This window comes from Pseudomonas sp. B611, from assembly GCF_055407965.1.
Genome location: NZ_JBUZST010000001.1, coordinates 476,010 through 502,262, shown reverse-complemented (window position 1 = coordinate 502,262; position 26,253 = coordinate 476,010). Strand labels below are relative to the sequence as shown.

Annotated in this window: 25 protein-coding genes; 12 read left to right on the top strand and 13 right to left on the bottom strand. The window is 61.8% G+C overall.

Annotated elements, in window-relative coordinates; genetic code table 11:
- Nucleotides 1–44 precede the first annotated feature (44 nt).
- The 10 genes from glpK (at nucleotide 45) to ACZRMO_RS02290 (ending at nucleotide 11,573) form a co-directional block, all read left to right on the top strand.
- Nucleotides 45–1,550, top strand: coding sequence for a glycerol kinase GlpK (gene glpK / locus ACZRMO_RS02335; protein ID WP_463971773.1), 1,506 nt, complete (start codon nucleotides 45–47; stop codon nucleotides 1,548–1,550).
- 83 nt (nucleotides 1,551–1,633) lie between these two features.
- Nucleotides 1,634–2,389 (top strand): DeoR/GlpR family transcriptional regulator, encoded by a 756-nt coding sequence (locus ACZRMO_RS02330; RefSeq protein WP_034118315.1) that lies wholly within the window; start codon nucleotides 1,634–1,636, stop codon nucleotides 2,387–2,389.
- Nucleotides 2,390–2,675: 286 nt separating this feature from the next.
- Entirely contained in the window at nucleotides 2,676–4,214 is a 1,539-nt protein-coding gene (gene glpD / locus ACZRMO_RS02325; RefSeq protein ID WP_463971772.1) for a glycerol-3-phosphate dehydrogenase, read from the top strand.
- A 312-nt stretch (nucleotides 4,215–4,526) separates the two neighbouring features.
- On the top strand, nucleotides 4,527–5,453 hold the full coding sequence (locus tag ACZRMO_RS02320) for a glutamate/aspartate ABC transporter substrate-binding protein (protein WP_463971771.1): 927 nt from the start codon (nucleotides 4,527–4,529) through the stop codon (nucleotides 5,451–5,453).
- Nucleotides 5,454–5,647: 194 nt separating this feature from the next.
- Nucleotides 5,648–6,394: an amino acid ABC transporter permease gene (locus ACZRMO_RS02315; RefSeq protein WP_017738299.1), complete on the top strand. Its 747-nt coding sequence runs from the start codon at nucleotides 5,648–5,650 to the stop codon at nucleotides 6,392–6,394.
- Nucleotides 6,394–7,065, top strand: a complete 672-nt coding sequence (locus tag ACZRMO_RS02310) for an amino acid ABC transporter permease (RefSeq protein ID WP_124526122.1) — start codon at nucleotides 6,394–6,396, stop codon at nucleotides 7,063–7,065. The genes ACZRMO_RS02315 and ACZRMO_RS02310 overlap by 1 nt, the downstream gene beginning before the upstream one ends.
- Nucleotides 7,062–7,796, top strand: coding sequence for an amino acid ABC transporter ATP-binding protein (locus ACZRMO_RS02305; RefSeq protein ID WP_017738301.1), 735 nt, complete (start codon nucleotides 7,062–7,064; stop codon nucleotides 7,794–7,796). The genes ACZRMO_RS02310 and ACZRMO_RS02305 overlap by 4 nt, the downstream gene beginning before the upstream one ends.
- Nucleotides 7,797–7,999: 203 nt before the next feature.
- Nucleotides 8,000–9,901, top strand: a complete 1,902-nt coding sequence (gene aauS / locus ACZRMO_RS02300; protein WP_463971770.1) for a two-component sensor histidine kinase AauS — start codon at nucleotides 8,000–8,002, stop codon at nucleotides 9,899–9,901.
- Nucleotides 9,898–11,235 carry a two-component response regulator AauR gene (gene aauR, locus ACZRMO_RS02295; protein WP_463971769.1) on the top strand — a complete coding sequence of 446 codons (1,338 nt, stop codon included), beginning with the start codon at nucleotides 9,898–9,900 and terminating at the stop codon, nucleotides 11,233–11,235. Before aauS ends, aauR begins: the two co-directional genes overlap by 4 nt.
- On the top strand, nucleotides 11,235–11,573 hold the full coding sequence (locus tag ACZRMO_RS02290) for a GlpM family protein (RefSeq protein ID WP_124526125.1): 339 nt from the start codon (nucleotides 11,235–11,237) through the stop codon (nucleotides 11,571–11,573). Before aauR ends, ACZRMO_RS02290 begins: the two co-directional genes overlap by 1 nt.
- 125 nt (nucleotides 11,574–11,698) lie before the next feature.
- Here ACZRMO_RS02290 and ACZRMO_RS02285 read toward each other — a convergent pair whose 3' ends face one another.
- From ACZRMO_RS02285 to ACZRMO_RS02260, 6 genes are all read right to left on the bottom strand, one after another.
- Nucleotides 11,699–13,096 carry a sigma-54-dependent transcriptional regulator gene (locus tag ACZRMO_RS02285; protein WP_463971768.1) on the bottom strand — a complete coding sequence of 466 codons (1,398 nt, stop codon included), beginning with the start codon at nucleotides 13,094–13,096 and terminating at the stop codon, nucleotides 11,699–11,701.
- On the bottom strand, nucleotides 13,086–14,855 hold the full coding sequence (locus ACZRMO_RS02280; protein ID WP_463971767.1) for a sensor histidine kinase: 1,770 nt from the start codon (nucleotides 14,853–14,855) through the stop codon (nucleotides 13,086–13,088). Before ACZRMO_RS02280 ends, ACZRMO_RS02285 begins: the two co-directional genes overlap by 11 nt.
- Entirely contained in the window at nucleotides 14,855–15,979 is a 1,125-nt protein-coding gene (locus tag ACZRMO_RS02275) for a GNAT family N-acetyltransferase (RefSeq protein WP_463971766.1), read from the bottom strand. Before ACZRMO_RS02275 ends, ACZRMO_RS02280 begins: the two co-directional genes overlap by 1 nt.
- Nucleotides 15,980–16,141: 162 nt before the next feature.
- Nucleotides 16,142–17,017 (bottom strand): alpha/beta hydrolase, encoded by an 876-nt coding sequence (locus ACZRMO_RS02270; RefSeq protein WP_463971765.1) that lies wholly within the window; start codon nucleotides 17,015–17,017, stop codon nucleotides 16,142–16,144.
- Nucleotides 17,014–18,408, bottom strand: coding sequence for an aspartate aminotransferase family protein (locus ACZRMO_RS02265; RefSeq protein ID WP_463971764.1), 1,395 nt, complete (start codon nucleotides 18,406–18,408; stop codon nucleotides 17,014–17,016). Before ACZRMO_RS02265 ends, ACZRMO_RS02270 begins: the two co-directional genes overlap by 4 nt.
- A complete protein-coding gene (locus tag ACZRMO_RS02260; RefSeq protein ID WP_463971763.1) occupies nucleotides 18,401–19,102 on the bottom strand; it encodes an MtnX-like HAD-IB family phosphatase in 702 nt (233 codons plus the stop codon). Before ACZRMO_RS02260 ends, ACZRMO_RS02265 begins: the two co-directional genes overlap by 8 nt.
- A 217-nt stretch (nucleotides 19,103–19,319) precedes the next feature.
- On the opposite strand from ACZRMO_RS02260, the gene ACZRMO_RS02255 reads away from it, so the two are divergent.
- Nucleotides 19,320–20,090, top strand: coding sequence for a MipA/OmpV family protein (locus ACZRMO_RS02255; protein WP_463971762.1), 771 nt, complete (start codon nucleotides 19,320–19,322; stop codon nucleotides 20,088–20,090).
- A gap of 154 nt (nucleotides 20,091–20,244) precedes the next feature.
- On the opposite strand, the gene ACZRMO_RS02250 is transcribed toward ACZRMO_RS02255, so the two are convergent.
- The 5 genes from ACZRMO_RS02250 to ACZRMO_RS02230 form a co-directional block, all read right to left on the bottom strand.
- The gene (locus ACZRMO_RS02250) at nucleotides 20,245–20,637 is read right to left on the bottom strand and encodes a DMT family transporter (protein ID WP_124526132.1); all 393 of its coding nucleotides are present in this window, start codon (nucleotides 20,635–20,637) and stop codon (nucleotides 20,245–20,247) included.
- Nucleotides 20,634–21,014 carry a DMT family transporter gene (locus ACZRMO_RS02245; protein WP_017736270.1) on the bottom strand — a complete coding sequence of 127 codons (381 nt, stop codon included), beginning with the start codon at nucleotides 21,012–21,014 and terminating at the stop codon, nucleotides 20,634–20,636. Before ACZRMO_RS02245 ends, ACZRMO_RS02250 begins: the two co-directional genes overlap by 4 nt.
- On the bottom strand, nucleotides 21,011–21,931 hold the full coding sequence (locus ACZRMO_RS02240; protein ID WP_463971761.1) for an arginase family protein: 921 nt from the start codon (nucleotides 21,929–21,931) through the stop codon (nucleotides 21,011–21,013). Before ACZRMO_RS02240 ends, ACZRMO_RS02245 begins: the two co-directional genes overlap by 4 nt.
- Before the next feature lie 190 nt (nucleotides 21,932–22,121).
- Entirely contained in the window at nucleotides 22,122–22,775 is a 654-nt protein-coding gene (locus ACZRMO_RS02235; protein WP_463971760.1) for a DsbA family oxidoreductase, read from the bottom strand.
- Between the two features lie 55 nt (nucleotides 22,776–22,830).
- Nucleotides 22,831–23,850 (bottom strand): alpha/beta fold hydrolase, encoded by a 1,020-nt coding sequence (locus ACZRMO_RS02230; protein ID WP_124526135.1) that lies wholly within the window; start codon nucleotides 23,848–23,850, stop codon nucleotides 22,831–22,833.
- Between the two features lie 182 nt (nucleotides 23,851–24,032).
- Between ACZRMO_RS02230 and metR the strand changes: the two genes are divergently transcribed.
- A complete protein-coding gene (gene metR / locus ACZRMO_RS02225) occupies nucleotides 24,033–24,950 on the top strand; it encodes a transcriptional regulator MetR (RefSeq protein WP_017736266.1) in 918 nt (305 codons plus the stop codon).
- A 137-nt stretch (nucleotides 24,951–25,087) separates the two neighbouring features.
- On the opposite strand, the gene ACZRMO_RS02220 is transcribed toward metR, so the two are convergent.
- A complete protein-coding gene (locus tag ACZRMO_RS02220; RefSeq protein ID WP_463971759.1) occupies nucleotides 25,088–25,594 on the bottom strand; it encodes an N-acetyltransferase family protein in 507 nt (168 codons plus the stop codon).
- Complete coding sequence (locus tag ACZRMO_RS02215; RefSeq protein WP_463971758.1) at nucleotides 25,591–26,229, bottom strand: LysE family translocator; 639 nt, start codon at nucleotides 26,227–26,229, stop codon at nucleotides 25,591–25,593. Before ACZRMO_RS02215 ends, ACZRMO_RS02220 begins: the two co-directional genes overlap by 4 nt.
- Nucleotides 26,230–26,253 lie beyond the last annotated feature (24 nt).

The following is a 26,253-nucleotide window of genomic DNA, read 5'->3' as shown; positions in this document are numbered from 1 at the left end:
GCCCAGGCTGATTACCGACTTTCTTATTTCCCAAGGCATTCGACATGACCGACATTCAGAATAAGAACTACATCATCGCCCTTGACCAAGGCACCACCAGCTCGCGAGCGATCATCTTTGATCGTGACGCCAACGTGGTCTGCACCGCCCAGCGCGAATTCGTCCAGCATTACCCGCAAGCGGGCTGGGTCGAGCATGACCCGATGGAGATCTTCGCCACCCAGAGCGCGGTGATGGTCGAGGCCCTGGCCCAGGCCGGCCTGCACCATGACCAGGTCGCCGCCATCGGTATCACCAACCAACGTGAAACCACCGTGGTGTGGGACAAGATCACCGGCCGCCCGATCTACAACGCCATCGTCTGGCAGTGCCGCCGCAGCACCGAGATCTGCCAGCAACTCAAGCGTGACGGCCACGAGCAGTACATCAGCGACACCACGGGCCTGGTCACCGACCCGTACTTCTCCGGCACCAAGCTCAAGTGGATCCTCGACAACGTCGAAGGCAGCCGCGAGCGTGCGCGCAACGGCGAACTGCTGTTCGGCACCGTCGACAGCTGGCTGATCTGGAAATTTACCGGCGGCAAGACCCACGTCACCGACTACACCAACGCCTCGCGCACCATGCTCTTCAACATCCACACCCTGGAGTGGGATGCGAAGATGCTGGAGATCCTCGACATTCCCCGCGAAATGCTGCCGGAAGTTAAGTCGTCGTCGGAAATCTACGGCCGCACCAAAAGCGGCATCGCCATCGGCGGTATTGCCGGCGACCAACAGGCCGCGCTGTTCGGCCAGATGTGCGTCGAAGCCGGCCAGGCCAAGAACACCTACGGCACCGGCTGCTTCCTGCTGATGAACACCGGCGACAAGGCGGTGAAATCCAAGCATGGCATGCTCACCACCATCGCGTGCGGCCCGCGTGGCGAAGTGGCCTACGCCCTGGAAGGCGCCGTGTTCAACGGCGGCTCCACCGTGCAGTGGCTGCGTGATGAGCTGAAAATCATCAACGACGCCCACGACACCGAATACTTCGCCGGCAAGGTCAAGGACAGCAACGGCGTGTACCTGGTGCCAGCCTTCACCGGACTGGGCGCTCCGTACTGGGACCCGTATGCCCGTGGCGCGCTGTTCGGCCTGACCCGTGGCGTACGTGTGGATCACATTATTCGTGCAGCCCTGGAGTCGATTGCCTACCAGACCCGTGACGTACTCGACGCCATGCAACAGGACTCCGGCGAACGCCTCAAAGCCCTGCGTGTGGACGGCGGCGCCGTGGCCAACAACTTCCTGATGCAATTCCAGGCCGACATCCTCGGCACCCAGGTCGAGCGCCCGCAAATGCGCGAAACCACTGCACTGGGCGCAGCCTACCTGGCCGGCCTGGCGTGCGGTTTCTGGGGCAGCCTGGACGAGTTGCGCGGCAAGGCGGTGATCGAGCGCGAATTCGAACCGCAGTTGGACGAAGTGGCCAAAGAGAAGCTCTACGCCGGCTGGCAAAAAGCCGTTAGCCGCACCCGTGACTGGGAGCCCCACGAAGGCGCCGAATAAGCCAACGTCAGGTTGTAACTGGCCGGGAGCCGATTCCTGCGTCATCATGGGCCACTTTTGTATGGCAGCCCAAAGGACGCCCAATGAATCTGCCTCCCCGCCAACAACAAATCCTCGAACTGGTCCGCGAACGCGGCTACGTCAGTATCGAGGAAATGGCGCAGCTGTTCGTCGTCACCCCGCAAACCATCCGCCGCGATATCAACCAGCTGGCGGACGCCAATCTGCTGCGCCGCTACCACGGCGGCGCGGCCTATGACTCCAGTGTCGAGAACACCGCGTACGCCATGCGTGCCGACCAGATGCGCGACGAGAAACAGCGCATCGGCGAAGCCATTGCCGCACAGATCCCCGACCACGCCTCGTTGTTCATCAATATCGGCACCACCACCGAATCCATCGCCCGTGCGTTGCTCAACCACAACCACCTGAAAATCATCACCAACAACCTCAACGTCGCCACCATGCTCAGCGCCAAGGACGACTTCGACGTGCTGCTGACCGGCGGCAACGTGCGCCGTGATGGCGGTGTGGTGGGCCAGGCCAGTGTGGATTTCATCAACCAGTTCAAGGTGGATTTTGCCTTGGTCGGGATCAGCGGCATTGATGAAGATGGCAGCCTGCTGGACTTTGATTACCAGGAAGTGCGGGTGTCCCAGGCGATCATTGCCAATGCGCGCCAGGTGATCCTGGCGGCGGACTCGAGCAAATTTGGGCGCAATGCCATGATTCGCCTGGGGCCGATCAGTTTGGTGGATTGTCTGGTCACCGACCAGCAGCCGGTGCCGGCGTTGGTGCAGTTGTTGAATGACCATAAGGTGCGGCTGGAAGTCGTTTAGCGCCTGTACCGCCGCCTTCGCGGGAAAGCCCGCTCCCACATTCAACCGCATTCCCATGCTGGAACTCGGTCCACTGTGGGAGCGGGCTTGCTCGCGAAGGCGATCTATCTAGCACCGACCTCCCCAAGCCTGCATCTGGCTCATGTTCACAAATTTTCCTTCTACAGCCCTTCGATGAATTTTTTCAATCAAAGTCGGGTGGCTGCGCGCGCGTTTATCAGCTACCATTTTCGCAAATGAACATTAATGTTCGAATTCCAAGACGAAAAAATCGCGAGGCCAGCCGATGAACCCTTCCACCTTGCCTGCTCCACCGCTTGCCGAAGTCTATGACGTCGCCGTAATCGGCGGCGGTATCAATGGCGTCGGCATTGCAGCAGACGCAGCCGGGCGCGGTTTGTCGGTGTTCCTTTGCGAAAAGGACGACCTGGCCAGCCACACCTCTTCCGCCAGCAGCAAGCTGATCCACGGCGGCCTGCGCTACCTCGAACATTACGAATTTCGCCTGGTGCGCGAAGCCCTCGCCGAACGTGAAGTACTGCTGGCCAAGGCCCCGCACATCGTCAAGCAGATGCGTTTCGTGTTGCCGCACCGCCCGCACCTGCGCCCGGCGTGGATGATCCGTGCCGGTCTGTTCCTGTACGACAACCTCGGCAAACGCGAGAAACTTGCGGGTTCGAAAAGCCTCAAGTTCGGCCCCGACAGCCCGCTGAAAAGCGAAATCACCAAAGGCTTCGAATACTCCGACTGCTGGGTCGATGACGCCCGCCTCGTGGTGCTGAACGCCATGGCCGCCCGTGAAAAAGGCGCACATATCCACACCCAGACCCGTTGCATCAGCGCGCACCGCAGCAAGGGCCTGTGGGAAATGAACATGGAACGCGCCGACGGCAGCCTGTTCTCGATCCGCGCCCGCGCACTGGTAAACGCCGCAGGCCCGTGGGTCGCCAAGTTCATCAAGGATGACCTCAAGCTGGATTCGCCCTACGGCATCCGCTTGATCCAGGGCAGCCACCTGATCGTGCCGAAACTCTACGAAGGCGCCCACGCCCACATCCTGCAGAACGAAGACCAGCGCATCGTCTTCACCATTCCGTACCTGAACCACCTGACCATCATCGGTACCACCGACCGCGAATACACCGGCGATCCGGCGAAAGTGGCAATCACCGAGGGTGAAACCGACTACATGCTCAAGGTGGTCAACGCGCACTTCAAGAAGCAACTGAGCCGCGACGACATCGTGCACACCTACTCTGGCGTGCGCCCGCTGTGCAACGACGAGTCGGACAACCCGTCGGCCATCACCCGCGACTACACCCTGGCGCTGTCCGGCGGCACGGGCGAAGCGCCGATCCTCTCGGTGTTCGGCGGCAAGCTGACCACCTACCGCAAGCTCGCCGAGTCGGCGATGGCGCAACTGGCGCCGTACTTCACGCAGATGCGCCAGAGCTGGACCGCCAAGGCCAGTCTGCCTGGCGGCGAGGACATGACCACGCCCGAAGCCCTGGCCGAAGCGATTCGCCAGAAGTTCGACTGGGTGCCGAGCGAAATCGCGCGCCGCTGGTCCACCACCTATGGCAGCCGCACCTGGCGCCTGCTGGAAGGCGTGCAGTCACTGGCCGACCTGGGCGAGCACCTCGGTGGCGGCCTGTACACCCGCGAAGTCGATTACCTGTGCACCGAAGAATGGGCGACCCAGCCCCAGGACGTACTGTGGCGCCGCACCAAGCTCGGCCTGTTCACCACGCCGGAAGAACAGGACAACGTGCAGCGTTATCTGAACAAGGTTGATCGCAATCGCGGCAAGATCGAAGCAGCCTGACAGACCGTTCGTACAAAAGCCCCTGCACCGGAAGGTTCAGGGGCTTTTTTATGCCCTCGAGCATTCGGTTTTCCGAACGCAACTCCCGCACTCATTCGGTTTGCCGGATCACATCGCGGAAAACCCACCGTCACACAAAGTTAATCACGTTATAAATCACAGAGTTAACCTTTTATTTAAGGTCTGGCACGACTCATGCTCTACACTCCCTGACGATTGCCTGAGACGCCTCAGGAGCCGTCACGGGCATTCGCTGTACAAGAGAGCCGTCTAGCCGGCTTCATAAAAAAAACAAATGTCGAGGAAGTATTGATGCGCATCGTTCCCCATATCCTGGGCGCAGCTATCGCTGCTGCTCTGATCAGCACTCCAGTTTTCGCCGCCGAACTCACCGGCACACTGAAGAAAATCAACGACTCCGGCACCATCACCCTCGCGCACCGCGACAGCTCCATTCCGTTTTCCTACATCGCGGATGGTTCGGGCAAGCCAGTGGGCTACTCCCACGACATTCAGTTGGCCGTCGTTGAACAACTGAAAAAAGACCTGAACAAACCCGATCTGAAGGCCAAGTACAACCTGGTTACTTCGCAAACCCGTATTCCGCTGATCCAGAACGGCACCGCAGACCTCGAGTGCGGCTCCACCACCAACAACGCCGAACGCGCCCAGCAAGTTGATTTCACCGTCAACATCTTCGAAATCGGCACCCGTCTGCTGGTCAAGAAAGACAAGGATGGCAAGCCGTCCTACGCTGACTTCGCAGACCTGAAAGGCAAGAACGTCGTGACCACCGCCGGCACCACGTCCGAGCGCATCATCAAGGCGATGAACGCCGACAAGCAGATGGGCATGAACGTCATCTCCGCCAAAGACCACGGCGAATCCTTCCAGATGCTGGAAAGCGGCCGCGCCGTAGCCTTCATGATGGACGACGCCCTGCTGGCCGGTGAAGAAGCCAAGGCCAAGAAGCCGAACGACTGGGTCATCACCGGTACTCCGCAGTCCTTCGAAGCCTACGCGTGCATGGTGCGTAAAGACGACCCAGCCTTCAAGAAAGCTGTCGATGACGCCATCGTCGCCCTGTACAAATCCGGCGAGATCAACAAGATCTACAGCAAGTGGTTCGAAAGCCCGATCCCACCAAAAGGCCTGAACCTGAACTTCCCGATGAGCGACAAGGTGAAGGAGCTGATCGCCAACCCAAGCGACAAACCAGCGCCTGACGTAAAAATCTGATACCTGACTAAGCTTATCTCCTGAGGGAGCCAACCCTCCCTCAGGCGTCTGTTACTACCTGCTGGCTTTAATTTGGAACACTCGACCTGGCGGTTTTCGAGCCGATCTTGTGTGCCTGGCGTTCACCGCCGGGCGGGAATGGATTTTCCCCAAGCGGGTGCTTGTACATTGATCGACTTCGAGGGGAGACCCTAATGAATTACAACTGGGACTGGGGCGTGTTCTTCAAGTCCACTGGCGTGGGCAGCGAGACTTATCTCGACTGGTACATCGCCGGCTTGGGCTGGACCATCGCCATCGCTGTCGTGGCATGGATTATCGCCTTGCTGCTGGGCTCCATTCTGGGGGTCATGCGCACCGTGCCAAACCGCCTCGTATCGGGCATCGCGACCTGCTACGTGGAACTGTTTCGTAACGTGCCGCTGCTGGTGCAGCTGTTCATCTGGTACTTCCTGATACCCGACCTGCTGCCGCAAAACCTGCAGGACTGGTACAAGCAAGACCTCAACCCGACCACCTCGGCCTACCTGAGCGTTGTCGTGTGCCTGGGCCTGTTCACCGCCGCCCGTGTGTGCGAGCAAGTACGTACCGGCATCCAGGCGCTGCCACGGGGCCAGGAATCCGCCGCGCGCGCCATGGGCTTCAAGCTGCCGCAGATCTACTGGAACGTGCTGCTGCCCCAGGCCTACCGGATCATCATTCCGCCGCTCACCTCGGAATTCCTCAACGTGTTCAAGAACTCCTCCGTGGCGTCCTTGATCGGCCTGATGGAATTGCTGGCGCAAACCAAGCAGACCGCCGAGTTCTCGGCCAACCTGTTTGAAGCCTTCACCCTGGCCACGCTAATCTACTTCACCCTGAACATGAGCCTGATGCTGCTCATGCGCCTGGTCGAGAAGAAAGTCGCAGTGCCCGGCCTGATCTCCGTGGGGGGTAAATAATGGAACTCGACTTCAGCGGTATCATCCCCGCTATCCCTGGCCTGTGGAACGGCATGGTCATGACCTTGCAGTTGATGGTCATGGGCGTGGTCGGCGGCATTGCGTTGGGTACGGTCCTCGCGCTGATGCGCCTGTCGTCCAGCAAGTTGCTGTCACGCCTGGCCGGCGCCTATGTGAACTACTTCCGCTCGATCCCATTGCTGCTGGTGATCACCTGGTTCTACCTGGCGGTGCCGTTCGTGTTGCGCTGGATCACTGGCGAAGACACCCCGATCGGTGCGTTCACGTCCTGCGTCGTGGCGTTCATGATGTTCGAAGCCGCGTACTTCTGTGAAATCGTACGGGCCGGCGTGCAGTCGATCCCCAAGGGCCAGATGGGCGCAGCGCAAGCGATGGGCATGACCTATGGCCAGACCATGCGCCTGATCATCCTGCCCCAGGCGTTCCGCAAGATGACCCCGTTGCTGCTGCAACAGTCGATCATCCTGTTCCAGGACACCTCGCTGGTCTACACCGTGGGCCTGGTGGACTTCCTCAACTCCGCCCGCTCCAACGGCGACATCATCGGCCGCTCCAATGAGTTCCTGATCTTTGCCGGTGTCGTCTACTTCATCATCAGCTTTTCCGCCTCGCTGCTGGTCAAGCGTCTGCAAAAAAGGTTTGCCGTATGATCTCTATCAAGAACATCAACAAGTGGTATGGCGACTTCCAGGTGCTGACCGATTGCAGCACTGATGTCAAAAAAGGCGAAGTGATCGTGGTGTGCGGGCCGTCCGGCTCGGGCAAGTCCACCCTGATCAAGTGCGTCAACGCGCTGGAACCGTTCCAGAAGGGCGACATCATCGTGGACGGCACCTCCATCGCCGACCCGAAGACCAACCTGCCGAAACTGCGCTCGCGCGTGGGCATGGTGTTCCAGCACTTCGAACTGTTCCCGCACCTGACCATCACCGAAAACCTGACCATCGCGCAGATCAAGGTGCTGGGCCGCAGCAAGGAAGAAGCCACCAAGAAAGGCCTGCAACTGCTTGAGCGCGTGGGCCTGTCGGCGCATGCCCACAAGCACCCCGGCCAACTCTCCGGCGGCCAGCAACAACGTGTGGCGATTGCCCGCGCGCTGGCCATGGACCCGATCGTCATGCTGTTCGACGAACCGACCTCGGCCCTCGACCCGGAAATGGTCAACGAAGTGCTCGACGTGATGGTGCAACTGGCCCAGGAAGGCATGACCATGATGTGCGTGACCCACGAAATGGGCTTCGCCCGCAAAGTGGCCGACCGCGTGATCTTCATGGACGCCGGCAAGATCATCGAAGACTGCCCGAAAGAAGAGTTCTTCGGCGACATCAGCGCCCGCTCCGAACGCGCGCAGCACTTCCTTGAGAAAATCCTGCAACACTAAGTCCTACACAGCTTCCACTGTAGAAACCGGGCCCATGTGACAGTGGGCTTGTGTGGGAGCGGGCTTGCTCGCGAAGGCGTAGTGTCAGTCGATAGGTTGTTCATTGACCCACCGCATTCGCGATCAAGCCCGCTCCCACACAAGCCTGCTCCCACATTGGTCCGCGCAGGATGGCTAGCTCTGGTTGACCCAAGGCATCTGTGATGAAATGCGACCCCAACCAATTTCGCGCCGCACCGCCATCACTTGCCGTGAAACCACGCCTGATTCGCCAACTGTTCCTGCCACCGTTGATCATCGCCCTGATGATCGGCCTGGGTTATGTCGGCTTCTGGATCAGTGAGTACTATGGCATCCGCACCCTCAGCGACACTGGCGAACGCCAGTTGGAGCTGCACGCCCGCACCGTCGAAAGCGAACTGAGCAAATACACCTACCTGCCGAGCCTGCTGGAGCTGGAAGCCAGCGTCTCCAAGCTACTGGCCGAGCCGAGCCAGGAAACCCGCAAATCGGTCAACGACTACCTTGAGGGCCTGAACCGACGCAGTCGCAGCCGGGCCATCTACGTGATGGACACCACCGGCCGCGTGCTGGCCACCAGTAACTGGCGCGACGCCGACAGTTACCAGGGTGAAGACCTGTCCTTTCGCGCCTACTTCCAGAACGCCGTACGCGGCCAGCCCGGGCGTTTCTACGGCATCGGCAGCACCAACGGCGAGCCCGGCTACTACCTGGCCCATGGCCTGGAAGAACACGGCAAGATCATCGGCGTGGCCGTGGTCAAAGTGCGCCTCGAAGCCCTTGAAGAGCGCTGGCAGCGCGCGCGCCTCGAAGCATTTGTCAGCGACGAGAACGGCATCATCATCCTCTCCAGCGACCCGGCCCGCCGCCTCAAGGCCGTGCGCCCACTGAGCGATGACACCAAGGACCGCCTGGCCCACAGCCTGCAATATTACTGGGCGACGCTCAACGAGCTGGAACCCCTGGCCCGCGAGCGCCTCAACGAAGGCACCGAGAAGCTGACCTTCCCGGCCAACAGCGAAGTGGTCAACGACGAGCACGAAGTCAGCTACCTGGCGCAAACCCGCCCGCTCAACGACACGCCATGGAACTTCACCCTGCTCACCCCGCTCAACGACCTGCGCCGCGCCGCGATCAACCAGGGCATCCTGGTGGCCGTAGCCTTTGGCCTGGTGGCCTTCCTGCTGATCGCCTGGAACGAGCGGCGCAAGGTCATCGCCACCCGCCTCGCCGCGCGGGAAGCCTTGCAGGAAGCCAACAGCCAACTGGAGCGTCGGATTGCCGAACGCACCACCGACCTGCGCGCCAGCAACGAACGGCTCAAGGGCCAGATCCGCGAACGGCGTCAGGCCGAAGAAACCCTGCGGCGCGCCCAGGATGAGCTGGTGCAAGCCGGCAAACTGGCAGCCATCGGCCAGATGTCCACCAGCATCGCCCACGAATTGAACCAGCCGCTGGCCGCGCTGCGCACCTTGTCCGGCAATACTGTGCGCTTCCTTGAACGCGGCGCCCTCGACACCGCCAGCGCCAACCTCAAGACCATCAACGAACTGATCGACCGCATGGGCCGCATCACCGCCAGCCTGCGCTCGTTTGCCCGGCGCGGTGACGACCAGGGCGAAGCCAATCTGGGCAAGGCGGTGGATGCCGCATTCCAGGTCCTCGGCGCACGCCTGGACAGCCTGTCGCTGACCGTACACAGGGACTTTTCCCACGCCCAATTGCAGATCGACCAGACGCGCCTGGAGCAGATCCTGGTTAACCTGATCGGCAACGCCCTCGACGCCATGCAAGCCCAGCCGGCCCCCGAACTGTGGCTGGACGGCAGCAGCGCCGAGGGCAAATACCGCCTGCACGTGCGCGACAACGGCCACGGCATCGGCCCCGAGGCGCGCAAGCATTTGTTCGAACCGTTTTTCACCACCAAACCCGGTGAGCAAGGCCTGGGCCTGGGCCTGACGCTGTCCGCCAGCCTCGCTGCGGCCACCGGCGGCAACCTTGCCGTGGAGCATCCGGTGGGGGGTGGTACCGCCTTTGTCCTGTGCCTGCCGTTGGCAGGCGCTCAAAAAGCTGAGCCGACATGACTACTGATCCCAAAGACCTTACCGTCCTGATTGTCGAGGACGACCCCCATGTGCTGCTGGGCTGCCAGCAAGCCCTGGCCCTGGAAGATATTCCCAGCGTCGGCGTGGCCAGCGCCGAGGAAGCGCTCAAGCGCATCGGCAAGAACTTCGCGGGCATTGTCATCAGCGATATCCGCCTGCCGGGCATCGACGGCCTGGAGTTGCTGACCCGCCTCAAGGCCCTGGATAAGAGCCTGCCAGTGGTGCTGATCACCGGGCATGGCGATATCTCCATGGCCGTCGGCGCGATGCGCAACGGCGCCTATGACTTCATGGAAAAACCCTTCTCTCCCGAGCGCCTGGTAGACGTCGCCCGCCGCGCCCTGGAACAACGCGGGCTGGCGCGGGAAGTGTGGGCGCTGCGCCGTCAGCTGGCCGAGCGTGATTCCCTGGAAGGCCGCATCATCGGCCGCTCGCCGGCCATGCAGAACCTGCGCGAGCTGATCGCCAACGTCGCCGACACCTCGGCCAACGTGCTGATCGAAGGCGAGACCGGCACCGGCAAGGAACTGGTCGCCCGTTGCCTGCATGATTTCAGCCGCCGCCACTCGCACCAGTTCGTCGCCCTGAACTGCGGTGGCCTGCCCGAGAACCTGTTCGAAAGCGAGATTTTCGGCCACGAAGCCAACGCCTTCACCGGCGCAGGCAAACGCCGCATCGGCAAGATCGAACACGCCCACGAAGGCACGCTGTTCCTCGACGAAGTGGAAAGCATGCCGATCAACCTGCAGATCAAATTGCTGCGGGTGTTGCAGGAACGCACCCTCGAACGCCTGGGCTCGAACCAGAGCGTGGCGGTGGATTGCCGGGTGATCGCCGCCACCAAATCCGACCTCGACGAGTTGAGCCGCGCCAGCCAGTTCCGCAGCGACCTGTATTACCGCCTCAACGTGGTGACCCTGGAACTGCCGCCCCTGCGCGAACGCCGCGAAGACATCCTGCAACTGTTCGAACACTTCCTGCAGCAGTCGTCCCTGCGCTTTGACCGCGCCGCGCCGGAGCTGGACAACCAGACCGTGTCGAGCCTGATGAGCCACGACTGGCCGGGCAACGTGCGCGAACTGCGCAACGTCGCCGAACGCTTCGCCCTTGGCCTGCCTGCCTTCAAGAAAAGCGGCGCCGCCGGCAGCGGCCAAGGCCTGGCCTTCACCGAAGCGGTGGAAGCCTTCGAACGCAACCTGCTGGTCGACGCCCTGCAACGCAGCGGCGGCAACCTGACCCAGGCCAGCCTGGAGCTGGGCATGGCCAAGACCACCTTGTTCGACAAGGTCAAGAAATACGGGCTGAGCCACTGATGGATCTATTCTTGAAAGCCGCCCTGGGCGCGGCCGTCGTGTTGATCCTGGCCGCGCTGGCCAAGACCAAGAACTACTACATTGCGGGCCTGGTGCCGCTGTTTCCGACCTTTGCGTTGATCGCCCACTACATCGTCGGCAAAGGCCGTTCGGTGGAGGATTTGAAGACCACGATCCTGTTCGGGATGTGGTCGATCATTCCGTATTTTGTGTATCTGGCGACGTTGTATGTGGTGGTGGATCGGTTGCGGTTGGAGGCTTCACTCGCCGTAGCGGCGGTGGCATGGTTGATGGCGGCAACGGTGCTAGTGAGCATCTGGGTCCGCGTCCATACCTGACCCAACTCCCACATGATCGTTCCCACGCTCTGCGTGGGAATGCTGCCGGTGACGCTCTGCGTCACGCCTTCAAGAGCGGACGCAGAGCGTCCAGGGATGCGTTCCCACGCAGAGCGTGGGAACGATCAGCGGACTATCTTGTCGACCTGGATGCCGAGCTTTTTCAGGCGATACCAGAAGCTCCGCTCCGAAATCCCGATCTTCTGCGCAGCCGCCGCCTGCACCCCATTGCTCTCCTGCAACGCCGCCAGAATGTATGCCTTCTCCACCTCCGCCAGCGCCGCATCCAGGTCCTGTGGCACCCCCGGCCCATCACTGAGGATCGCCGCAACACCAACCTCGCTCGGCCGCGACGCAAACAGATACCCCGGCAAATCGATATCTTCGATCACCGGCGTAGCCGCCACAATCGTCGCTCGCTCCACGCAGTTTTGCAGCTCACGGATATTGCCCGGCCAGTGATACGCCGCCATCGCCTGCAACGCCTCGGCGCTGAAGCCGGTGATGCGCTTGCCGGCCGTGGCACTCAGGGTGTGGGCGAAGTGGCGGGCCAGCGGCGCGATGTCTTCCACGCGCTCGCGCAACGCCGGCAGGGGAATCGGGAACACGTTGAGGCGGTAATACAGGTCTTCACGAAACTCCTTGTTGGCCACCGCCTCCAGCAGGTTCTTGTTGGTGGCCGCAATCACCCGCACATCCACTTTGCGCTCGCGAGGGTCGCCCACCGGTTCGATCACCCGCTCCTGCAACGCCCGCAGGATCTTGGCCTGCAACGCCAGCGGCATGTCGCCCACTTCATCGAGGAACAGCGTGCCCTTGTCGGCCTGCTGAAAACGCCCTACCCGGTCCGACACCGCGCCGGTAAAGGCGCCTTTGCGATGGCCGAACATTTCGCTTTCCAGCAAGCCCTCAGGGATCGCCGCGCAATTGACCGCCACGAACGGTTTGTCGGCGCGGCTGCCGTGTTTGTGGATGGCCCGCGCGACCATTTCCTTGCCGGTGCCGCTTTCGCCGGTGAGCAGGATGGTCGCGGCGCTGTCACGCACCGCGTTCACCGCCTGCAGCACGCTGCGAAACGCCGGGCTGTCGCCCACCAGGCTGTCGAACTGGGCGTGTTCATCCAGCTCGGCGCGCAGGCGCGCGTTGTCGCGCAGGATGTCGCGAAACTGCAAGGCCTTGGCCACCGTGATGTCCAACTCGTCGATGTCGAACGGTTTGGCGATGTAGTCATAGGCGCCGTTGCGCATCGATTGCACGGCGTTCTTCACCGTGCTGTAGGCGGTCATCACGATCACCGGCACCTGGGGATAGCGCACCTTGATCTCGGCCAACAGCGCCGGGCCGTCCATGCCGGGCATGCGCCAGTCGCTGATCACCAGGTCGATGTCTTCCTGCTCCAGCACCTTGAGCGCGTGCAAGCCGTTGCCGGCCACAAACACCTGCACCTCGTTCTGGCCCAGGGCCGAGGCCAGCAAGTCGCAGAGCTTGGGCTCGTCATCGACTACCAGAATGTTATGCGTCATGACTGTCCTCGTCGTCTTCGCCGATAGCCGGAATGTACAGGCTGAACGTGGCGCCGGCATCTTTCTCGCTGACGCATTCGATGCTGCCGTCGTGACTTTCCATGATCGAATAGACCTTGGCCAGCCCCAGGCCGGTGCCCGAGGCCTTGGTGGTGACGAACGGGGTGAAGATGCGCTCGATCATTTCCACCGGAATGCCCTGGCCGCTGTCGGCGATGCTGATCAGCGTGTTGTCGCCGACACTGCGAATGCCCAGGGTCAGGCGCCCGCCGTCGGGCATGGCGTCGATGGCATTGAGGATCAGGTTGAGGCACGCCTGCTTGAGTTGCTTGGCATCCGCGTAGATCGTCGCGCCAGGCGCCTGGTCATCGACCTGCACATCGACGTTGTGCGCCGCCAGCTCCGGCGCGCAGAAGCCGAGGATCTCGTCCACCAGAGGCCGCGCCGGCTGCAACACGCGCAACGGCGGGTTGGGCTTGGCGAAGTCGAGAAACTCGGTGATCAGCTCGTTGATGCGGCTGACTTCGCTGACCACATATTCCAGGTGGCGCTTGTCGGTCTCCGCCAGGTCGGCACGCCGATGCAACAGTTGGGTGGCAGTCTTGATAATGCCCAGGGGGTTGCGGATTTCGTGGGCCAGGCCCATGGCGACTTCGCCCAGGGCGTGCAGGCGATCACGCCGGCGCAGTTGCGCTTCGAGGTGATGCAACTCGCCCAGGCGCTCGGTCATATGGTTGAACGTGCTGCTCAGTTGCGCCAGTTCATCGCCGCCGCTGACCGCCACGCGGTGCTGGTAATTGCCGGAAATCACCGCATCCACGCCTTGGGACAAGTCGCGCAAGGGCCGGGTCAAGCGCCGAGACACCAGCACGCCCGCGCCCAGGGACAGCGCCGAGCTGACCAGGAAGATCAGCACAAACAGATTGCTTTGGTTGACCAACCCCACCAGGCTGGAATGGCGCAACAGGCCGCTGAAGATCACACCCTGCAAATCGCCGGCGTCGTTGAAGATCGGCCAGTACAAACCGCTGTAGTTGTTGGTGAACTGCTCGCTCGGCTGCTTGGTGTTGCGCATCGCCGCTTCCACGTCCTTGGGGATGCGCGAAGGGTGATCCTGGAAACGCTGGGTGGAGAAAATCTCCGAGAAACCTTTCGGGTTGGCCAGGTACAGGCGCAGGTCGAGTGAATGCACTTCGGCCACGCTGGTGAGGAAACTGCTGTCCAGGTACGTCGCCACCAGCAGCAGGTAATCCACGCCTTCCTTGCTGGTTTCGAAGGTCGAGACCACGATGCCGGTGTCCACGCCGGACACGCTCACCGTTTGCAGGACCGCGTTGCTGGTCAGGCTGATCTGTTTGACGATGTCATCGGAGGCTGTGCTGAACATGATCTTGTGGTCGCTGACGCGAATCAGCGCGACCACATCGATGTCCGTCGCATCGGCAATGTCGGCGGTCAAGCGGTCGTGCTTGGCGGCCAGGCGGTCCGAGGGCGGGCTGGCGTAGCGCAGGAACAGTTTGGCCATGCGTGCGTTGTCGTGAACGATGTCGCCAATCTCGTCCTTGACGATACGGGTGGACTCTTGCAGCCAGATCCGCACGTTGCTGTCGAAAATCTGCGACAGGGTGGTCGCGGCCAACTCGGCGGCGATCATCGTCGGGATCACGCTGACCAGCCAGAACGCCAGCACCAGCTTGCGCTGGACGCTCCAGCGTGAAATCGCAAACGGACGGGCTTTCTGGCGGGTCTTGGTGATCATCAGGTTTCGCTTATCGCAGCAGCCATGGCAGGGTCGGAACGATCCGGTCGAATAAACAGTTTTACAAGCTTGAGCAGGCCGTTGACCAGCCGGTTGCGGTGGCGGAAGAACACACTGTTGCCCTGGAACTCGCAGCCCAGGCGCAGCTTACTGGCATACCCGGCCTGCCCGCACTCGTACAACGCAATATTGTGTTCAATACAGTAGTCCACATTGGTCAGCCAGCTGCGGAAGTACAGGTTGTAGTCGCGGGTGAATTCGACGTCATGCCCGAAAAACTTGTCCACCAGGCGGTGCTCGTCCACCAGGATCAGGTTGAACGCCACCAGGTTGTCATCCACCCAGTAGAGAACACACACCGCGCGCGCTCCAAGGCGTTCCAGCACACCGGTGAAGTAGCCGGCGGGCAAGCGCTCGAACTGCAAGTCGGCGCGGGTGAGCGTGGCTTCGTACAGGCGCATGATTTCGGGCAGCACATCGTCGATAGTGCGCCGCCACTCCACCCGTGGCCCCGGTGCGCGCAGTTTGCGGCGCAGGTCCTTGCGCGTGGATTTACCCAGGGAACCCAGGTAGGCGTCCACCGAGCCATAGGGCAGCGGCAACACGCCCGTAGGCAAGCTTGGCATGCTTTGGAAGCCGGCGGCGCGGCAGCTGTCGGACCAGTGTGGATCGTTGCTTGGCGCGTCCTTGACCGCGACGAGGCCGATGCCAAACTCATCGGCGTCCTCGCGTGCGGCGGCGAGCAGGTGCTTGAGCAACAGCGGGCGGCGCGATTCAGGCACGCTGCTGGCAAAACCCACATCGCAACGCTCGGCCACCGGTGAGCCGAGGGCATATAAACCCAATTGCAAAAGACCCGGCCACAGTCGGTCCAAGCGTTCGGTCAAACGCTTGCCGGCACCCGACACCGTGGTGTCGAGGCGGTAATGGGTGATGAACGCGGCGGCCACGGCCACCAGCGTTCCATTGTCGTACACCGCGAGGTATCGCCATTGGAAATCCGCGATGGCGGCGCTTTCCACGGCGACGTAATAGTCCCAGTCCTCCAGGGCACCGGGAAAACAGTCATTCCAGGCACTGCGCTGGAGGGCCCGGATGCTCGGGAAGGCTTGCGTCGTAATCACGTATTTCCCGTCCTTCTATGACGATCGCCGGTCAAATGTGGGAGCGGGCTTGCTCGCGAATGCGGTGGTTCAGCCAATGAATGTGTTGACTGATACACCGCATTCGCGAGCAAGCCCGCTCCCACATTTAAACTGAGGTCGGCGGACAATTTCGGTTGGCTGTCAGACCGCCATCGCATGCAAACCAACATCGATCTGCGCTGGCTTGAAGGCGGTGTGTTGCTCGACAAACTCGGCACTCAACTCGATCACCCGGCGGTATTGCAGGTCCACGGTGATCATGTGGTAGCAGTTGTCCAACAGGATCTTGGTCACCGGCCCGCCCAGGTGGCGCTCGACGTAATCGGCGTTCCAGCGGCTGGTGATGTCGTCCTCGATGGAATGCAACACCAGCGCCGGCACCTGGACCTCGGGCATGCGTTTCTTGACCACGGCGTTCATCCGGTGCAACTCGCGCACGGTGATGCCCTCCATGGTCAACAAGCCCGCCTCGCTGCTCTCGCCCTCCTTCATCTGCCGCTCGACGATGGCCCGCAGGCGTTCGTTCTTGATGCCGTACGGCGGCTGCTCTTCGAAGCGGCACAGGTGCACGCCGAACGGAATCTTCATCAGCAACGGCGTGAGGAACGCCAGCTTGTTGATGCTCCAACCGTCGTACTTCAAGGTGGTGGAATACATCAGCAACCCGGCGACCTGCCCCGGGTGCTCGGCGGCCACGTACATCGACATCACCGCGCCCATGGACAAGCCACCGACAAACACCTGTTCATGCCGTCGCTTGACCTCGGCGAAGGTGTTGCGCACACCCGCGTACCAGTCCAGCCAGCCGGTGGCCTGCAAGTCGCTGTTATCGCCGCAATGCCCGGCCAGGGTGGGCACGTACACCGTGCAGTTGCCCGCCTTGGCCAGGCCCTTGGCGACCTGGCGCAATTCCGTCGGCGTGCCGGTCAGGCCGTGGATCAACAGGATCCCGACCGGACCTTCACCGAGAACGAAACCGGCTGTACCTTCACCGAGGTCGATCTCTGCCTGGCTCACCGATTGGTCGCCCGCACCAGCAGTTGCTCAAGCAGCTTCAGGCCCAGGTCGATTTCCGGGTAGCTGATTTCCAGGGACGGGGCCAGGGTGATCACGTTCTTGTAGTAACCGCCCACGTCGAGGATCAGGCCGAGCTTCTGGCCATCCACGATCATGTCGCCTTTCATGCCTTCTTCGACCATGTAGTCCAGGGTCGCCTTGTCCGGGGTGAAGCCGTCCGGGCCGCAGATTTCGCAGCGCAGCGCCAGGCCCAGGCCGTCGACATCGCCGATGATCGGGAAGCGTTTTTGCAGGTCTTGCAGGCCTTCCAGGAAGTATTTGCCCTTGGCCATGACCATCGCGCCGTAGTCGACTTCGCTGGTCATCTTGAACATCTCCAGGCCCACCGCCGTGCCCAACGGGTTGGAGGCGAAGGTGGAGTGGGTCGAACCTGGCGGGAAGATCTTCGGGTTGATCAGTTCTTCACGGGCCCAGATGCCGCCCAGTGGGTTGAGGCCGTTGGTCAACGCCTTGCCGAACACGATCACATCCGGTTGCACGTCGAAGTGCTCGATCGACCACAGCTTGCCGGTGCGGTAGAAGCCCATCTGGATTTCGTCGGAGACCATCAGGATGCCGTGCTGGTCCAGCACATGCTTGAGCTCGCGGTAGAAGTTCATCGGCGGGATCACGTAGCCGCCGGTGCCCTGGATCGGCTCGACGTAGAACGCGGCGTATTCGCTGGAGCCGACTTTCGGGTCCCACACGCCGTTGTATTCAGTCTCGAACAGCCGGGCGAATTGCTGCACGCAGTGGCTGCCGTATTCTTCCTTGGTCATGCCTTTTGGCCCACGGAAGTGGTACGGGAACGGGATGAACTGCGCGCGCTCGCCGAAGTGGCCGTAGCGGCGACGGTAGCGGTAGCTCGAGGTGATCGACGAGGCGCCGAGGGTACGGCCGTGGTAGCCGCCTTCGAAGGCAAACATCAGGCTCTTGCCGTTGGTGGCGTTACGCACCACCTTCAAGGAGTCTTCGATGGACTGCGAACCGCCGACGTTGAAATGCACACGGCCATCGAGGCCGAACTTGTTCTTGGCGTCGACCGCGATCATTTCCGACAGCTCGATCTTGCCCTTGTGCAGGTACTGGCTGGCGATTTGCGGCAGGGTATCGATCTGCTGTTTCAGCGCGTTGTTCAGGCGCGGGTTGGCGTAGCCGAAGTTGACGGCCGAGTACCACATTTGCAGGTCGAGGTAGGCCTGGTCTTCGGTGTCCCACACGTAGGAGCCTTCGCAACGGCTGAAAATGCGCGGCGGCTCGATGTAGTGGACGGTGTCGCCGTAGGAGCAGTACTTGGCTTCTTTATCCAGAAGGATCTGGTCTTCGGCGGTAGCGATACGGATATCAGACATGGTGGAAGAGTTCCTGGTTGTCGGCAGCAGTAAAGGAGGTGGCGTTGGCGGCGTTACCCTGTGGGAGCAGCGCCAGCAATGCAGGCACTTCGGCAAAGGTGTCGAAGCGCGCGTGGGGAATCTGGTGGGTGACGCAGTAATCGGCGAGGCTGCCCTTGGCAAACACAAAGTCGGCGGTGGAAGCCACGCACATGTCGGACTTGCCGTCGCCGATCACCAGCACGCGCTTGTTGCGCGGTGTGGATTTGCACTTGCAGTTGCCGGACGCGGCACGGCAGGCGTCGCTGGCATACGGGAAGTCGATGCGCCAGCTGTTCTGGTCAACCTGGCGCAGGCGGTTGGCGAGGATCGGCAGCAAGGTCACGTAGTTGCGCGACAGGATGCGCGCGATGCCCTGCTCGATGCCGTCACTGACCACTTCGATGGACGCGCCGAGGCCGATGACCTGATCAACGAAATCGGGGAAGTCCGGGTCGATCTCGACGCTGTCGAAGTACGCCAGCAGTTCGGTGGGCGTGGCCTTGATCAGCGCCAGTTGGCGGCTCAGGCATTCGCGCGAACCGATATGCCCATCCAGCCATTGCTGCTCGATGGTTTCCCACTCGGGGCCGGCGAAGCGTTGGAGGACGTTGTCGATGACATCGGTGGGAGTGATGGTCCCGTCGAAGTCGCACACGATATGCCAGTCAATCATTGTGGATACCTTGAAAAGGAGCGCGCTGTCTGCGCTTTCACAAGGGGTAGAGCAGGGACTGTGCCAACTGGCCAGCACCCAGCGGGGCTGGGCTTGCGGGCGCCTATGTGTCGTGGAAGCTACAATTTTTGTAGCTTGCTACAAACAAGATCAGTGCTTGCGCGAAGGCAGCCCTTCGCGCGTTCATGCGCGCATGTTCAGAGAAGGAAGCCGTTCCATGCACAAGGTCAGTTCTGCTGTATTCGCCGGTCTACTGGGGCTGTGGGGCGTTGCCAGCGCGGCCCAGGCCGAAGGCATCAGCGGCGAAGTGGGTGCGGGCCTCAGCTACCAACCCCACGACCCCACCGGCAGCCGCTACGAAACCCGCCCCGTGCCCTATGTGGATCTGGACTGGGGCAACGTCAGCCTGAGCACCGATGACGGCCTGAGCTGGAGCGCGCTGAATACCCAGGGGTTTACCGCCGGGCCGTATATCAATTACTTGCAGGGGCGTACGTCCAACGGCTCGCTGCAGGGCCTGCGCAATGTCTCGGACATGGCTGAAGTGGGCGGTTTCATCCAATACGCCCCGGCCGACTTCTGGCGCGTGTACGCCCAGGTGGGCCAGGCCGTTGGCGGCGGGCGCGACCAAAGCGGCGTGCTCGGCAAGGTCGGCGGCGAGCTGGGCTACCCGCTGGGCGGCGGGATCATCGGCAGCAGCGGCCTGATGGCGCACTTTGCCGACGCGCGCCAGACCCAGACTTATTTTGGGGTGGACGCCAATGAGTCCGCTGCGTCGGGCTTTCGGCCCTATAACGCCAGTGCGGGTTTCCAGAACCTGACGTTGACGCAAAGCTTCGAGTTTCCGCTGGCGCCCAATTGGTCGTTGCTGACCAGTGCCAGTTGGGTGCACCTGGTGGGTTCGGCGGCGAACAGCAGTATCGTCAAGGACACTGGGGATGTGAACCAAGGCCAGGTGCAGACAGCCATCAGCTACAAATTCAACTGATTCAACTGATTCAACTGGATCAAAATGTGGGAGCGGGCTTGCTCGCGAAAGCGGAGTGTCAGTCAATACATCTTTGACTGAACCACCGCATTCGCGAGCAAGCCCGCTCCCACACAAGCCCGCTCCCATATTGGTCCGTATTCCAGGGCCATTATCAGTTTTCTTCGCCTTCGGCCAGCAGCGCAATCCCGCCGATAATCACCGCCACCCCCACCCAGTGCAGCGGGCTGATATGTTCCCCCAGCCCCAGCCACGAACCGAGCAGCACCACCACAAACACCAATGAACTCAGGGGAAACGCCAGGGACAGACTGCTGCGCCGCAGGATCAGCATCCACACGAAAAACGCGCCGATATAGCAGGCAATCGCCGCGAGAATCCCCGGGTTGCGTGCCACAGCGGCCAGCCACTGCCAATTGAAATCCATCTGCCCTAATTGATCGCCGGCCACTTTGGTAAACAACTGCCCGGCGCTTTCGGTACAGATCAACAAGGCCCACAGCACCACCGTGCCGAAGCGCCCATGCAACCACGCGTGCGTATTCATGCCTGCCCTCCTGCAATCGCCACCAACATCACGCCCAGGGTAATCACCCAGGTCCCCGCCCAACGGCGACGGCTGACGGTCTCGCCCAACACCACTTTGCCCACCAGCACCACCCCGCAATAGGCCAACGCCGCGGCCGGAAACAACAGGCTCAACGGCGCGCGGGACAAGGCTTCCAGCCAGACAAAAAACTCGATGACGTAAGCCCCGATCCCCGCCCACAACAGCGGCGCATTGAACACCTGGCCCCAGAACGCATTCAGGCGAAAGCCGCCTTCCAGCTCCGGCAAGCGGTCCAGGCCGAGCTTGAAACACAATTGGCCGATCACATCGAGCACGATGGAAAACGCCACCAGCAACACTACGGTCAACGTCACGGGAACAGCTCCTCAAACAGGTCGATCAGGGCTTCATTGGTCGCGGCATTGCGCTGCAAATCCTCCGGGCTCCAGCGCTCGGCCGGCGGCTGATCGGACTTGGCCTCCCAACGTTTGAACGCGTTGCTGAACGCGGGCTTGGCAAACTCGCCGCACACGTCGATGCCGATGATCCGCTTGCCCGCCGCCAAGGCGCGCAGGGCTTGCAGCAGATGGCTCAGGCGCATGCCGCCCTGGTCCCAGTTGGTGGCGGCGTCTTCACTGGCCAGCACGTCTTTGTCGATGGTGATCCAGACCGCGTCGGTGGGCAGGCTGGCGATCATCTGCTCGAGAAACACGCCCCAGTCCAACTCCGCGAGGTTGCGCCAATGCAGGTGATTCTCCTGCTGTTGGTGACCGGCGCCGTCCCCTACCCGGCCCCAGACTTTCGACGGCGGATGCTGCCAGGGAAACAGCTGCAAATGCCCGCGCTTGAGCGCCCCCAGGTTGCCGCCGCGCAGTTGCGGGTTGTGCAGGTCATCGCTGCACGGGCCGAGGGTGACGATGCGTTTGATCGCCGGCATGTTCAACGCACGGTTGACCCACGAACCACAGTGCCGCTTGGGCGCAAAGCGCACCCAGTCGGGGTGGTTGTCGAAGTGGATCAGGCTGACGGGTTCTTTGAGGTCGGCGAGAAACGCCGGCGTGAGGTGGTGATAGTCGCCGGAGCCGACGAACAGGATTTGCGGCCGTGCATCCACCGGCCGAGGGCGCTGGGCCAGGCGCGCGGTGAAGGATTTCCAGGTTTTTTCGGTGGACCACAGGCGCAGCTTGGGGCCCAGGTCCAGCAGGTCGAGGCGTGTGGCCTGACCGCTGGCCAGACGCCGGGCAATCGGTGCCTGGCTGGTAAGGCTGTGGTCGAGATCAAGAATATTCAAGGCAGAGGTGCCCCCTTTATGGCTTCAGGGGGTCAATGCAAAGGCCGGGCCAGCGGATCTCTTGAGGACAATGAGTAACCCATGTGGGAGCTGGCTTGCCTGCGATAGCGGTGGATCAGTCAGTGCAGCAATAACTGATAGACCGCTATCGCAGGCAAGCCAGCTCCCACATTTGGAATTGTGCTCGGCTTTAGTTTTGGGCGTCGTTGATGATCTGCCGAATCGCCCCCACAAACGCTTCAGCCGGCTGCCCACCGCTCACCGCGTACTGGTCGTTGAACACAATGGTCGGCACCGACGTCACGCCACGGGACACCCACAACTGCTCCTGCTGACGCACCTCGGCGGCATATTCGTCAGAGGCGAGAATCTCAGCCGCGCGCTTCAAGTCCAACCCAACGCTTTCGGCGATGATCGCCAGGGTCGCGTGGTCGGAAGGGTCCTGGCCGTCGCTGAAATACGCCTTGAACAGCGCTTCCTTGAGGTTGTACTGCAAGCCTTCCAGCCCGGCCCAATGCAGCAGGCGGTGAGCATCGAAGGTGTTGTAGATGCGGCTCTGGCCGTCGGTACGGAAGGCGAAGCCCAGTGCAGCCCCCATGTCACGGATGCGCTCGCGGTTGGCCTGGGACTGCTCGGCAGTAGAACCGTACTTTTCAGTGATGTGTTCGACGATGTTCTGCCCTTCGGCGGGCATGTTCGGGTTCAGTTCGAACGGCTGGAAATGGATCTCGGCCTGCACCTCGGCACCCAGCTGGTCAAGGGCTTCGGTCAGGCCGCGCAGGCCGATGATGCACCAGGGGCAGGACACGTCGCTGACGAAATCGATTTTCAGGGGAGTACTCATGGCTAGCAACCTCGTAGGCAAAAACGCGCCGTAAAGGTTGCACGATACACCAATGTCACAGCACCTTCGAAGGCTCGCCCAGGTCAATCTGCGCCCAGTGCGCCGCATCTTCGCGATGGGCTTGCAGGTACGGCAACACCGCCGTCAGCAACGGCGCCTTGAACGCTTCCTGGAAACGGTGGGCCATGCCGGGAATCAGCTTCAATTCGCTGCCCTGGATATGCGCGGCCAAATGCACGCCATGCATCACCGGCAACAGCGGGTCGGCGGTGCCATGCACCACCAGGGTCGGCACGCGCAGTTGGTTGAGCAACGGCACGCGGCTCGGTTCGGCGAGGATCGCCATGATCTGGCGCTTGACGCCGTCCGGGTTGAACGCGCGGTCGTAGGACAGCGCCGCCTGGTGCAGCAGGGCCTGGCGATCATCCTTCACATTCGGGCTGCCCAGCGCCGCCAGCAGGTCGGCCTGTTGCTCCAGCGCCACCTCGCGGTTGGGCGCGCTGCGCCGTGACAGCAATTGCACCAGCGCCGCATTCGGTGCCGGCAAGCCTTCGGCGCCGGAGCTGGTCATGATCAACGTGAGGCTTTCCACGCGCTGCGGGGCCATGGCCGCCAGGTGCTGGGCGATCATGCCGCCCATGCTCGCGCCCAGGACGTGGAATTGCCGGACCTGCAACGCGTCCATCAGGCCGAGCGCGTCGTCGGCCATGTCGGTCAGGGTATACGGCGCCGACACCGGCAGGCCGAGCTTGTAGCGCAGCACTTCAAAGGTCAGGTTGGCGCTGGCCGGCGCCTGGCGCCAAGTGGACAGGCCGACGTCACGGTTGTCGTAGCGGATCACCCGAAAGCCCTGTTGGCACAGGGCGACGACCACTTCATCCGGCCAGTGGATCAACTGCCCGCCCAGGCCCATCACCAGCAGCAACGCCGGATCGGACGCACGGCCGATGCTCTGGTAGGCGATGCTCACCTGAGCCAGATCGACCGTTTGGGTCGGGACATTGACATCACATCGAGAAGCCGCAAAAGACGGCAGGCCGAACAAGAGAGCGGCCAGTAAAAGCAACACGCGCATGAAAAACACCGAAACGCAGAACCCCAGTAGAGCGCGAGTCTGATGAAGTTTGTTCAAGCGCGCTGCCACAGTTCCATGACAGTTTGATGAAGAGTGCCCAGCGGTCAAGGTCGACACAACCTGCAACATGAGACAAACTCACGCGATTCCGATTCGTCACAAATTGCCTTCATGGAGAGCCCGTGCTCGAGATCCGTCACCTCAAGACCCTGCACGCCCTGCGCGAAGCCGACAGCCTGGTGGAAGCCGCCGAGCGCCTGCACCTGACGCAATCGGCGTTGTCCCACCAGTTCAAGGAGCTGGAGGAACGCCTGGGCATGCAGCTGTTCGTGCGCAAGACCAAGCCGCTGCGCTTCACCAGCGCTGGCCTGCGCCTGTTGCAACTGGCCGATGCGGCTCTGCCGCTGCTGCGCGGCGCCGAGCGTGACATCGCGCGGCTGGCCGGCGGCACCGCCGGGCGCCTGCACATGGCCATCGAATGCCACAGCTGCTTCCAGTGGCTGATGCCGACCATCGACCAGTTCCGCGATGCCTGGCCGGAAGTCGAGCTGGACCTGGCCTCCGGGTTCGCCTTCGCGCCGCTGCCGGCCCTGGCCCGTGGTGACCTCGATCTGGTGGTGACCTCCGACCCGCTGGAACTGCCGGGCATTACCTATGTGCCGCTGTTCACTTACGAAGCCATGCTTGCGGTGGCCAACCAGCATGCGCTCGCGGGCAAATCCTACATCGTGCCGGAAGACCTGCTGACGGAAACCCTGATCACCTACCCGGTGGAGCGTGACCGCCTTGACATCTTCACGCGCTTCCTCGAACCGGCCGACGTGGAACCGGCTCAGGTGCGTACGTCGGAGCTGACGGTGATGATGATGCAACTGGTGGCCAGCGGCCGCGGCGTGTGCGGCATGCCCCATTGGGCTCTGCATGAATACAGCTCGCGCGGGTATGTGAAGGCCAAGCGCCTGGGCGAGAAAGGCTTGTTTGCGACGCTGTATGCGGGGATTCGTGCGGACATGCTGGATGCGCCGTATATGCGCGATTTTTTGCTGACGGCCAAGGACACGTCGTTTTCAACGCTGGATGGTGTCAGCGCCGTTCGCTGATCAAAATGTGGGAGCGGGCTTGTGTGGGAGCGGGCTTGCTCGCGAATGCGGTGGGTCAGTTAGAACATCTTTTACTGACACACCGCTTTCGCGAGCAAGCCCGCTCCCACATTGGATAGGGTTTCCACAGTTGGATTTCAGTCGGTCTTCAGTTCGCGCCACATGTGGATCTTGTCGAAGTATTCGACGCCCACCCGCACCGCCAAGGGTTCCAGGCCGTATTGGATGAAACCGCAGCGCTGGTACAGCGCAAAGGCGGCGTCGTTGCCGGCGGTGACCGTCAGTTGAATGACCTTGAGGCGCGGCTGTTTGCGTGCCTCGTCCAAAGCTGCCTCAACCAACTGACGGCCCAGGCCTTGTTGCTGATGAGCGGCATTCACATACATGCCAAACAACGTCACCTTGTGCTGGGCCTTCTCCCGAGGCTCGTACGCCAGGCCGACAATGCCCGCCAGTTCATCCCCGTCAAAAGCACCGAGCAAGCAATCCAACGGGCTGTCCAGGCGCTTCTCCCACCAGCTCAACGGCATCCGCGCGCGCTCGGCCACGCTGGAGGTGAACGCCTGGGGATAAACGCCGTACGCCTCCAGCATCAACGCCCGATAAGCCTCGGCGTCCAGGGGCCCCAGCGTGCGGATGATCATGCGCTGCGGCGCTGCTCAAGCATCAGCCGCAGCGCCAGCGCCGCCAATACAAAGCCCATGAAATAACGCTGCACCGCCAGCCAGGTCGGGTTGTTGATAAACCAGCTGGCAATACTCGCGGCAAATATCGCGATCAGCGCGTTGACCATAAAGCTCACGCTGATCTGGGTGAAGCCCAGCATCACGCTCTGGGTGAACACCGAACCGTGTTCCGGGTTGATGAATTGCGGGAACACCGAGAGGTAGAACACGGCGATCTTCGGGTTCAGCGCGCTGGTGAGAAAGCCCATGGTCACCAGCTTGCGCGTGGAGTCCGGCGGCAGTTGCTGAGCCTCAAACGGCGAACGCGCGCCGGGCTTCACCGCTTGCCAGGCCAACCACAGCAGGTATAGCGCACCGGCCCATTTGAGCACTTCGTAGGCCATCGGCACCGCGAGAAAAACCGCCGTCAACCCCGCAGCAGCGGCGAACAGGTGCACAAAGAACCCCGCGACCACGCCCAGCAACGAGACCAGACCCGCCTTGCGTCCCTGGCAGATCGAACGGGAGATCAGGTAGATCATGTTCGGGCCGGGGGTCAACACCATCAGCAGGCATGCAGCGGCGAAAATCAGCAACTCGTTGAGTGGGATCACGGTTCAGTCCTTTGCGCCTGCATG